At 57.0% G+C, this 10980-nt stretch carries 9 protein-coding genes; 3 read left to right on the top strand and 6 right to left on the bottom strand.

All coding sequences use genetic code 11. From position 1 onward, the window contains the following. Nucleotides 1–349 precede the first annotated feature (349 nt). Together Q371_RS24255 and mnmE are read left to right on the top strand one after the other, a co-directional pair. Nucleotides 350–871: a GNAT family N-acetyltransferase gene (locus tag Q371_RS24255; protein WP_051965200.1), complete on the top strand. Its 522-nt coding sequence runs from the start codon at nt 350–352 to the stop codon at nt 869–871. Between the two features lie 222 nt (nt 872–1093). After that, on the top strand, nt 1094–2401 hold the full coding sequence (gene mnmE / locus Q371_RS24250) for a tRNA uridine-5-carboxymethylaminomethyl(34) synthesis GTPase MnmE (RefSeq protein ID WP_034345885.1): 1308 nt from the start codon (nt 1094–1096) through the stop codon (nt 2399–2401). Between the two features lie 9 nt (nt 2402–2410). Here the strand turns inward: mnmE and Q371_RS24245 are convergent, their stop codons facing one another. The 6 genes from Q371_RS24245 to Q371_RS24220 form a co-directional block, all read right to left on the bottom strand. Further along, on the bottom strand, nt 2411–3715 hold the full coding sequence (locus Q371_RS24245) for a sensor domain-containing diguanylate cyclase (protein ID WP_034345882.1): 1305 nt from the start codon (nt 3713–3715) through the stop codon (nt 2411–2413). 86 nt (nt 3716–3801) lie between these two features. Beyond that, nucleotides 3802–4710 (bottom strand): GNAT family N-acetyltransferase, encoded by a 909-nt coding sequence (locus Q371_RS24240; protein ID WP_034345879.1) that lies wholly within the window; start codon nt 4708–4710, stop codon nt 3802–3804. Further along, nucleotides 4707–5945: a diacylglycerol/polyprenol kinase family protein gene (locus Q371_RS24235; protein WP_157442930.1), complete on the bottom strand. Its 1239-nt coding sequence runs from the start codon at nt 5943–5945 to the stop codon at nt 4707–4709. The genes Q371_RS24240 and Q371_RS24235 overlap by 4 nt, the downstream gene beginning before the upstream one ends. After that, on the bottom strand, nt 5938–7026 hold the full coding sequence (locus Q371_RS24230) for a DUF3419 family protein (RefSeq protein ID WP_034345873.1): 1089 nt from the start codon (nt 7024–7026) through the stop codon (nt 5938–5940). Before Q371_RS24230 ends, Q371_RS24235 begins: the two co-directional genes overlap by 8 nt. Then, nucleotides 7023–9506, bottom strand: coding sequence for a PEP/pyruvate-binding domain-containing protein (locus Q371_RS24225; RefSeq protein WP_051965198.1), 2484 nt, complete (start codon nt 9504–9506; stop codon nt 7023–7025). The genes Q371_RS24230 and Q371_RS24225 overlap by 4 nt, the downstream gene beginning before the upstream one ends. Next, nucleotides 9503–10345 (bottom strand): UbiA family prenyltransferase, encoded by an 843-nt coding sequence (locus tag Q371_RS24220; RefSeq protein ID WP_169743922.1) that lies wholly within the window; start codon nt 10343–10345, stop codon nt 9503–9505. The genes Q371_RS24225 and Q371_RS24220 overlap by 4 nt, the downstream gene beginning before the upstream one ends. A 186-nt stretch (nt 10346–10531) precedes the next feature. Between Q371_RS24220 and Q371_RS24215 the strand changes: the two genes are divergently transcribed. Continuing rightward, nucleotides 10532–10951 (top strand): OsmC family protein, encoded by a 420-nt coding sequence (locus Q371_RS24215; protein WP_034345871.1) that lies wholly within the window; start codon nt 10532–10534, stop codon nt 10949–10951. The last annotated feature ends 29 nt before the right edge of the window (nt 10952–10980 follow it).

The following is a 10980-nucleotide window of genomic DNA, read 5'->3' as shown; positions in this document are numbered from 1 at the left end:
CTTCCACCACAAAGACCACTGGATTGACGTGGTGACGGCTTACGTTCCAAAAAACCCACACCAGATCCTCAGCCGCTCAAGGGTGGCCGTGATGCTGCGTTTCGACTCGGGCGAGGTGAAAACCAAACAGGTCCGGCCCGGAGCACAGAAAGGGAAGTGGAAACGGTCTTCTTGAGCGCCAGAAGGCAGAAGGCAGAAGGCAGAAGGCAGAAGGCAGAAGGCAGAAGGCAGAAGGCAGAAGGCAGAAGGCAGAAGGCAGAAAAGCTTATGTTAGAGCCTGATTGCAGTGTATGCCTTCTGCTTTTGTTGCAGCAGAGTCGCCAAACGCTGTTCCAGGTATAATTCTTGCATGAAAAATTTGATTCGAAATGCCACTCCAGAGGATGTTCCTGCCATTGCCCATGTCCACACCCAGAGCTGGGTGGAAACCTACACCGGACGGATTCCCGAGGAAGTCCTCTCCCAACTGACCCTGGAACGCCGTCTGGCCCAGTGGCAGCGGTACATGGAGCAGGGCAGCAAACATGTGCTGGTCCTTGAACACGAAGGGCAAGTGGTGGGCTTTGCCAGAGCCATGCCCCATCCAGAAACCACGCTGGGCACGGACTCTGAACTGGAATCCATTTACCTCTTGAAAGCACATCAGGGCAAAGGTGCAGGCCGTCAATTGATGACCGCTGCTGTCCAGCATTTGCAAGACGCTGGAGCAACCACCATGGGCCTCTGGGTCCTGAAGGACAACCCCACCATCGGTTTTTATGAACACATGGGAGGGGTCCACACCGCCGAAAACAGCATGCGCTGGTTCGGACATGACCTGCCGGTGCTCGGGTATGTGTGGCAGGATCTGGGCCCCATTTTGCAGGGATGAGGATTTGCCGAGTGCTGAGTGCTACAGATGCTTTTGTTTAAGCGTTCAGGAGGTCGCAGCACGCTTCTTGTGCAGAACAGTTCACCGCGCATTGGTGAACTTGCACGCTGCACCCCTACAGGTTTTGGTCTGAGGGTTTTCATCCTTTAGGACATCGTGCTCTTGGCTCTCGGCTCTCGGCCCTCGGCAAAAAGCGAAGCCCTCGCCTGTATACTGCTAGGCATGATTCGAGCCGACACCATCGCAGCCATTTCCACCGCGCAGGGCGAAGGGGCCATCGGGATCGTGCGGATCTCGGGACCCAGAGCCCTGCCCATTGCCGACCAGTTGTTTGAAGGGAAAAAGACCCCTTCGAAAACCAGAGGGGGGCGTTTCCTGTATGGCCGTTTTGTGGATGACTCTGGCGAAACCATCGACGAGGGGGTCGTGCTGGTGTTCAGGGGGCCACACTCTTACACAGGGGAAGATGTGGTGGAATTCCAGACCCACGGTTCGGTCAGTGTGCTGGGCTCGGTGTTGACCCGCTGTGTGGAACTCGGGGCGCGTCTGGCACAGCCCGGAGAATTCACCTTGCGGGCGTTTCTGGAAGGCCGCATGGACCTCAATCAGGCTGAGGCTGTCAATGCCCTGATCCACGCCCAGACCGACACCGCACGCCGTCAGGCGACGCTCGGGTTGCAGGGTGCGCTCAGCAAACGCATGGATGAGATGTCCTTCAAACTGGTTCGCACCATGAGCGCCATTCAGGCCATGCTGGACTATCCAGAGGAAGGCGTTCCAGAGGAGGACCGTATCATCCCCTTGCAGGAAGTGCAGCAGGATTTGCAGCACCTGTTGGACACCGCCCGTGCTGGCAAAATGGCCCAGCAGGGTGCGCGTCTGGCTTTGCTGGGTCGTCCTAATGCTGGTAAAAGCAGTTTGCTCAATGCTTTGCTGGGTTATGAGCGCAGCATCGTGACCCCCATTGCCGGAACCACCCGCGATTACCTGGAGGCGCACATGGAACTGGTGGGGGTGCCCATCACCTTGATTGACACCGCAGGGGTGCGTGAAACCGAGGATGTCATCGAGGCAGCAGGCGTGGAGCGTGCGTTGCAACTCGGGGAGAACGCCGATCTGGTGCTGCTTCTTGAAGATGCATCGCAGCCCAGAGAAGCCCTTGAGGTGAATGTCCCTGAGGACCGTCTGGTGCGCCTCCAGACCAAAATCGACCTCGGGCAGGTGTGGCACGATGACCGTTATTTGCAGGTGTCTGCGGTGACCGGATCAGGTTTGCCTGCTTTGCGTGAAATTTTGCGTGAAAAGCTGCTGGGTGACCCCTCCCGCAATGAGGTCTGGCTGTCCAGTGAGCGTCAGGTGCAGGCCGTGACGTTTGCGCTGGAGCACGTTCACAATGCCTTGACCCTTCCAGATGAACTGGCCAGTTACGAAATCGAATTGGCCCTCGGGCATCTGGCCGAACTGAGCGGCAAGAATGTCTCCGAGGAGGTCATCGACCAGATTTTCCGCAATTTCTGCGTGGGCAAGTGATCCAGAGCTTCACTCCGGTGTCACACCCACACAGAACTGCCCTTTCCCTTGCTGTTTGCTTTGCTGCATGAGGGATTCTGCCCTTTGCAGCACGGCATCCACATGCTCTGAAGGTGCTGTGGAGGTCAGTCCCAGACTGGCGGTGATCCTCACCTCCTGAAAATCCAACTGAAAAGGCTTTTGCAGGTTGTGCTGCACCCGACTTGCGATCATGGCAAGGATGTCCGGGTCAAGGTCTCCGGCCAGCACCAGAATGAATTCGTCTCTGGAAAGGCGATACACCCGGTCGTTGCCCCGCAAAGATTGCCTCAGGCGGATGGCCACCTGCCTGAGGAGGGTGTCTCCGGCCTGAAAGCCGTGCTGGTCGTTGATGCTGCGAAAATCATCCAGATCGAGGTAGACCACCGAGCAGTTGTGGTCTTGGATGCGCCCTTGCAGGTATTCGTACAGGGCGTTCTTTTCCCCTTCTTCTCGGGTTTGCTCCTGATAGACTTTCGCTTCCAGTCCAAACTGGTGTTGCAGGTGGTGGGTCACGTCTTCGATGATCAGCAGGATGCCGTCCTGACGGTCCAGAGGGGCTGCTGTCACCTTGAACCACACCTGCCCGTCCCAGCGCATGAACACGTTGCCTTTGTGGATTTCCGGAATGGAATCGTCGTGCAGGAAAAGGCTGGTGCTGAACTCCTCGCCCTTGACCCACTGGAGTCCGGTGATGCTCTGGGCCAGAGGGTTGAAATCCAGAATGTGTTCGGTGCTGTCCAGCAGGATCAGACCGTCGCTGCCGTACTGCATGATGGCGTTCATTTCTTCGGAGAGGGAGGGACCTTGCAGGCGTTTTTCCAGCAGGTGCATGGTTTTGCTGGTGTAACGGCGCAAAATTTCGGTGTCCCTCACGGTCCAGATGCGGGGTTGCTGGCTGAACACGCAGAGCGTCCCGATGCCTGTTCCATCTGTGGCCCTCAGGGGCAAGGCCAGAAACGCTTTGATGTGGGGTGCTTGCTGCACCAGAGGAGAATGGGAATACGTGCAATCTTGGTGCACATCAAAGACCATCAGGGGGGTGTGGGTGTGCAGGGTGCTGCTGCACAGGGCCTGCTGGATGGGAATTTCTGTCCAATTCATGCCCACGGCAGATTTGAACCATTGCCGTTGTCCATCCATGAAGCTCAGGTAAGCCCCGTCGGCTTCCATGATGAACACCAGATCGTCGAGCAACTGGTCAAATTCAGCTTCTCTGGGGGTGTCCAGAATTGAATACGCTTGCAGCCGATGTACACGGTGTTGTTCGATGGGATTGTCTTTGTGGGGCTGCATGCAGATGCTCCTCAGGTTTCAGAAAAGGGAAAGCGTGAAATGGCACACAATCTTCAGGATGCCCTGAGTCTACATCCTGAAGTCTTTCAGAATTCTGCTTTCAGCAGGACGTATTTGCGCATGGTTTCACTCTGGAACACCCGGCTCAGGCTTCTGGAGCTGTTGCTGTCGTGCATCAGGGCGTGGATCACCTGTGGAATTCCGGCCCGGTGCACCTCCTGATGCAAAAATCCAGTCAGGTACCGCCCGAGTCCGGCGTACCTGCGCTCGGGTTGGGTGGCGATGGTTTTGGCAATGACCCTGGTGGGATTCAGGGGGTCCGGGTAAGCGAGCAGGTACCCCACCAACTGCTGGTCATGCTCGGCCAGAAAGATGAAACGGGTGGGCAACTGCTGAAACACCGGCAGGTACAGGGAACGGAACACGGCCTCGGGCAAAGGTGAGAAGAAGGGATTGTCCTGAAAAGCTTTTTGGCTCAGGGCATGGATGCTGGAGATGTCCTGTTCCAGTTTCTCTGGAACCACCCCTCGAACGTTGATCCCGAGGTCCTGAAACCGCTGCTGCAGCTCAGAAAAGCGTGGATCTTGCGCCTCGCTTGGGGCCAGACTGGAATGGTAGTGCCAGCCTTCCTGAAATCCTGCTTTGTGAAACCACTCCAGATATGGGGCTGGGTGCCACACCTCGCCAAAAAAGGGGCTGTGGGTGCCAAAATCCGACACCAGACGGTACTTGAACCACGTGCTTGCATTCATGGGACCCACCACCCTCGGGTGGCCTCTGGAACGTGCTTCTTGCAGGGCAGCCTGCAAAACCGCCAGTGCTCCAGTCTCGTTCAGGGCGTCAAAATGCCCGAGGACCCCTCCATCCCAGAGGCCCACTCTGGCGGTGATTTGCCCCTCCTCCTCAAAACCAAAAGTGAGGATGGGGGCAGGTGCAGGAGAGGCTTTGGGCAGGTCGGGATGCTCGGGCAGGGTGGGTTGGGTGTGCAGGGTCATAGGATCACCAGTCCCAGAAGGGAAGAAAAGGCAGCGAAAGCGCTGTGGTACTCCACGCTTCGTTTGCTCATGCGAAAAGAGAACACCGCTGGAATGGTGCATGCTGCTGCAAAGACTGCCATTTTGAGTGGGTCAAATTCCCCCGAGAACACCCCGTAAGGCAAGTAAAACAGCACGATCAGGATCGGCAAAGACAGCCAGACCTGTTTCATCTCTGGAAGGGTGCGCCCGCTCATGGCTGCGGCCTGTGTGGCGATGGACAGGCTGTACACGTAAAACAGGGGTTGCTCGCCGTAAATGCTGATCAGCATCCAGATGGTGGGCGGAATGCACACCACCGCCACATTTTTCACAGAGGTTTTGCCCAGACTCAGGGGTTTGCGGAGCACGATGTAGCAGAGCAGCAAAATGGCAGGGGCCACCACCCACTGGATGCCTGCAATGCTGTACAGGATGAACCCCATCAGGATGGCGGCCATCAGACCGCCGTGGTCCATGCGGGTTTTGTGGCGCAGCAAAATGGTGATCAGGGCAATGCCCACAAGCCCGAGCAGGTCGTACACCATTGCAAGGGGGGTGTCGTCCACATGGCCCCTGAGGACCACCAAGGTGCCATACGGAATGAACAGGTTGTCGAGGCCCTCCCATGAGATGGCTTCAATGACCATCACCACCAGACCGACCAGCACGGCAATCAGAATGGATTCCAACCGTCCAGTGATCCCCGAGAGCAACAGCGGAATGTGGGTGCTCAGGAAGGCCACCATGAAAAACGCAGCGCTGCCTTCGAGGCTTTTCTGGTCCTGTGAAACAAAATACTTGGTCTGTCCGTACCTGACGCCAATCAGGGCGGCCAGAGCGTCTGCGAGGGTCAGGACCAGAATCGGAATGGTGAAATAGATCGGCTCTGGGGTCAGGTGGTAAATCAGACCGATGCTGATCAGGAAATAGATGTCGCCCAGTGACACCCGCTCAACGCTGTTCAGGACACTGCCCAGACTCTTGAGGGGCTTGAAGTATTTTTGCAGCAACAGCATGAAGATGGCCAGAGAACAGGCCAACCACACCGCCATTTTGTCTTGCAGCAGGAAAGGAAACGTCAGGGCCACCAGTCCAGTGGCGATGTGCATCATTTTGCGGGCGAGTTCTGGATGGGGTTTGAACCGCCCCTGCCAGAATTTGAGCAGCAGCATGCACCCCACCAGCATCAGCAGGACCAGTGGGACGTTAGACACGCTCCTCCACCACAAAACGCGAATAGAAGAAGGCTTTGTCCTGTGCGTGTAAGGCTTCGGAAAGCTCTGGGAGGGGTTTCAGCAGGTGGGGCAGGTTGCTGCCGTCTCTGGGGACCATCATGTTCCAGTAGACCAGTCGGCCTCCAGAGCGGGTGTGCGCTGCCAGATCGGAAAGCAGGCGGTCGCTGGTTTCCTGAGGCATGTATTCAAAGACATCGCTGAGGTTGAAGCCGTCCCACAGCCCTTCTTCGCGCTGCACGAAGGTCTCAAGGCTGCACACTTCAAAGTGCAGGCGGTCCAGACGGTCCCGGATCACCTCCCAGTTCTCTTTGCGCAACCAGAAGGGGAGGGTCTGGTCGTGGCGACCCAGCAAAATCCAGTGCAGGTAAGGGTTTTCTGAGGGGTCCAGTTCCACCAGAGCGTGCCGCGTGCGCTGCATCACGTTGTCACTGAGGCTTCCTTCTGCAAAAGCGAAGAACTCGGGGTCGCGGCCCAGTTTGCCCATCACGGTCTTGGAGAAGAAAAAGCGCATCAGGGCTTTGAAGCGCCAGTTCAGGAAACGGGTTTCATAAAAGACTTCGCGGCCTTTGCGGTTTTTGGGACTCAAGAGTTGCCGGATGTCGTAGCCAGAGAGCAGCATTGGCAGCAAGAGTTTGCGGAAGGTGGCAAAGTATTTTTCGAATTTGCCTCCAGAGCCCACCCCGGCCCGCAAAATGTGCTCCTGCAAATCCCAGAAGGTCCTTGAGCGGGGCGACAGGGCTTTGCGCATTTTGGTGTAGAGCCCCAGACGGCGCTCCGAAGGGACCGACCCCATGATTTCCAGCAACTGGTCGTAAGACAGGGTTTTCAGGGCTGCGATGCGGAAATCCAGACAGAAGGTCTGCACTTCGCTGAGGTCCAGAGCCACCACTTTCTCGGGGTTCAGGGTGAGCAGGGACAGGGCGTTGTCTCCGGCCGAACACACCGAAACAAAACGGCCTCCAGACAGGGGTTTCAGGGCTTCCAGCAGCACATCGGCATCTTCCCAGACCTGTGCATACCGGATGAAATCAAAACGGGCTTTTGAGGCAATGTGGCTCATGGTTGCTCCTGAAGGGGGTGGGCATGGGAGGCCTTCTGGATCAGGCGCACGATGCCCGTGGAACCGTCCAGTTCCACCTCATCCCCATCCTGAAGCCAGTGGGTGACCTCTGGTACCGACACGATGCCCGGAATTCCCAGTTCCCGAGAGACAATCGCAGAGTGGGACAGCAGGCTGCCACGTTCCACAATCAGGGCTCTGGCCAGAGGCAAAACGATGATCCAGCCGGGATCGGTGCGCTCTGCAACCAGAATGGTGGGCTCAGAAAGCTGCACGGTTCGGGGGTCCCGAACCACCTTGACGGTGCCCCGCACCACGCCCGGAGAGCACGGAATGCCCTGACGCTCTGTACCAGACAGCCCAGCGCTGCTTTGCTGCTGGATGCTCTGGCGGTACACGCTGCCTGCAGCCCGGAAACGGCGGGGCAGGGCGGGCAGGTCCTGAAAGGCTTTGAATTCGGCTTTGCGAATGCGGACCAGTTCACGCAAATTCTGGGTGAAGGCGGTCCCTTCGGCGTACCCGAGCACTTCGTCCACGGTCAGGTGGAACACATCTTCCGGGTCGTCCAGCAGGTTCATGCGGGTCAGTTGCTGGCCCATGTTGCGGAAAATCTTGCGGGCCTCACCAAAAACCCGGGTGCGCTCAAAACGCATGTTTTCCCGTTCACGCACGCACTCACGGGCATGTTTCAGGACCCAGAAGAACACCCGCTCTTTCCAGCCTGAGAGTTGGTCTCTGGCGACCTCCTCGGCGTGGTCCCTGCGGGCTCGGGCATCGTGGTGGACCGGAGGGGTGAGGGCCAGACGGGCCACCATGCGGGCCAAGACCTCGGGTTCATCTTGCAAAGTCAGGCTTTCCAGTTTCAGTTCGTCCAGACAGCGTTCGCCGAATTCTTGCAGGTAGGCATGGAACAGGCGGTGGATGTTGGGATGGGCTTTCAGGGCGGTCAGGATGTCGTTTCTGGTGCCATGCTGGAAAGTGTCCAGCAACTCTGGATTGCCCCTCAGCAGGACAGCCAGTTCTTCCAGTCTCTGGGCTGGCACCGCTGAAATCATCTGGCCTTCTGCGGACACCAGATCGTTCTGCAAAGCCCCGGCATCCGAAAGCCATTTGCTGCACAACTGCCTGAGCACCCCGTAAAACACCATTGCAAAAAAGTCATTGGTGAGGGGGGCGTCCCAGCGGTTCAGCAATTCTGCCTCCAGTTTGCGGTAATGGTCTGCCAGTTGCCCGAAACTCATGGCAGACAGGTTTTTTCTGACCCCGAGGTGCTTTTTCAGGCGGGCATAAAACCGGGCTCTGGAGCCGGGCAGGGTGTTGAAATTCCAGATCAGGCCCGTCACGGTTCGGCTCAAGTCAAAGGCGTCCTGCAAAGCCCCACTGGAGGTCTGCACTTTCAACTCTGGGGGCATGCCGTCGCTGACCCCCATCATTTGCTCCATGAACTTGCGGTTGATGCTGAACCCCGGCAACATCCCGAGCACGTGATACCAGTTCGAGAGGTTGTAGTAAATCCTTCCCTGCACCAGACCGATCATCACATCAAAAACGTGACCGTTCTGCTGGATTTTGCTGTCCGAAACCCCCAGCATCCGAACAAAATGACGGTACACCGTGCGGTAAGCGCGGGAGGCAAACGAAAAAGTCAGGGGCGTGGTGACCCCACTGTAGCTTTCGATGATGTTGCTGTTGTCCCACCACGTCACCTCTTCCAGCGTGGTGATGGGCCGGGATTGCAGCAGGTACAGCTTGCCTTTTTCGATGGCCCACTCGATGTCCTGAGGAAGACCAAAAAACCGCTCACAGCCTCTGGCCAGAGCAGCAACCTCTCTGGCCTGTGCATCGGTCAGCAGGGCAGGGGAGGGCTTTTCGAGGGTGCCACTGTCCAGCACCTGATAGGTTTCGCCGTCCTCCTCGCCGGACACCAGCCTGTCTCCGAGGCCCTGAATGGCAGAGATCACGCATCTGGTGCGGTCTGAAGTCACTGGATCGGCACTGAAGCACACCCCTGCAACCTCCGACTGGACCATCTTCTGGACCAGCACCGCAGGGACCCTCTGGCCGGTTTCCATGCCCCGCTCTTTGCGGTAGGCTTCGCTTCTGGAGGCAAATCCCGAGTGCCACACCTTCAGCACATGGGCGGCCACTTCAGGGGTGGGCACGTTCAGAAAAGAATCGAACTGGCCTGCAAAAGAAGCTTGCGCTCCGTCCTCGTCCAGAGCGCTGGAACGCACCGCCCACAACCCTCCCTGCAAGCTTTGCAACTGACGGCCCAGAAGGGTCAAAAGGGGCTCTGGAAGGATGATGCCTGCAAAGTCTCCCAGAGCCACCTTCTGGCGGTCCTGTTCTGAGAGGGCTTCAAAAGCGTCCGGGGTGATGACAAACCATCCGGGGATCTCAAATGCCTGTCCAAGACGCGCAAGGGCTCGGGCTTTGCCGCCCACGGGAAAAGACAGGGCTTCGGCAGCATTCACAATCATGGAAACCTCGCAAGCGCCAGATACATCAGCACAATCCAGATGGCACTGAACAGTTCAACGAATTTGAGCCAGAGGGCAGATTTCCTCAGGGCCGAAATCAGGGCGTAAGGGAACATCAGACCGTAAAACACCGACAAAACCCACCATCCACCTCCAGCGAAACCCAGAGCGAACACCCCAAAGCTTCCGGCCAGAAACCACGTCATCAGGGCTCTGGGAATGCCCCAGAGGGCGCTGTAGGTTTGCACCCCATGTTCTTCTTTCTCAGGAGGTCGGATTTTGCGGCCATATTCCAGCAAAGCCCCACCGGACAGGCTGACCAGAGCCAGCACCCAGGTGGCAGGTGGAAAATCCAGATCCCACACAAAACTGGCGGCATACATCTGAATCAGGGCCACAATGGGCAGGTGGGAGAGCATGTACAGCAAAGGCTGTTTTTTCAGCCACTCTGGATTGAAGAATTCCTTGCCCATCAGGACCATGTAAATCCAGCAAACCAGAAGCAAAGTCAGTGAGGGGTAATTCCAAGAGTAGGTGGCGGTCAGTTGGAACCCGGCCACGAAAAGTCCCACATTGCGGAGTTCACGCAGGGTGATCAGGCCTCTGGGCACGGCGCGGTAAGGGCGGTAGGTTTTGTCCTCCTCGTAATCTTTGAATTCGTCGAAAACCCGCAGTTGAAAGAACAAACCCAGAATCAGGAGGGTCACCAGCAAAAGGGTGCCGATTTTCACAGGCTCTGGACTGGCGAAAGACAGCACACACCAACTGGTGAGCAAGACCAGAGGAAAATGTGCCAGCAGCGGAAACCGCTCTTTCTGGTACGTGAGCCAGCGTTGCATGGAACCACAGTAACAAAAACTTTGCAGATCTGTTTTGCATGGATCACAAGGTGAAAAACAGGTGAGCATTGTGGTCCAACCGGCCTTTCGAGGGCTCAAGGGGTTTTATCTATTGACATCAATTCAATTGTGTGCAATTAATATAAGCACGCAAGACCGATTTCACACCTCAACAAGGAGCACACCATGACTGTCAAAAGCGCAGAAGCCACCTGGAATGGAACCCTCAAAGAAGGCAAAGGTCACCTCAAACTGGAAAGCGGCGTCTACGAAGGCGGCTACAACTTTGCGGGTCGTTTTGAAAACGGCAAAGGCACCAACCCCGAGGAACTGATTGCCGCTGCACACTCTGGCTGCTACACCATGTTCCTGTCTGCCCTCCTGAGCGGAAAAGGCCTCAACCCCGAGCACCTGCACACCACCGCCAAAGTGCACCTCGGCGAAGGCCCCACCGTCACCAAAATCGAACTCTTCCTGGAAGCCCAGGTCAGTGGCATCTCCGAAGAAGACCTGCGTGCCACCGCACAGGAAGCCAAAGAGAAATGCCCCATCTCCAAACTGCTGGCCGCTGTCCCTGAAATGACTCTGGACATCAAAATCCTGTAAACCTCTCAATAAAAATCCCCTCTGGTTTT

This window comes from Deinococcus misasensis DSM 22328, assembly GCF_000745915.1.
Lineage (GTDB): Bacteria > Deinococcota > Deinococci > Deinococcales > Deinococcaceae > Deinococcus_C > Deinococcus_C misasensis.
This window is presented reverse-complemented; position numbering and strand designations above follow the sequence as displayed.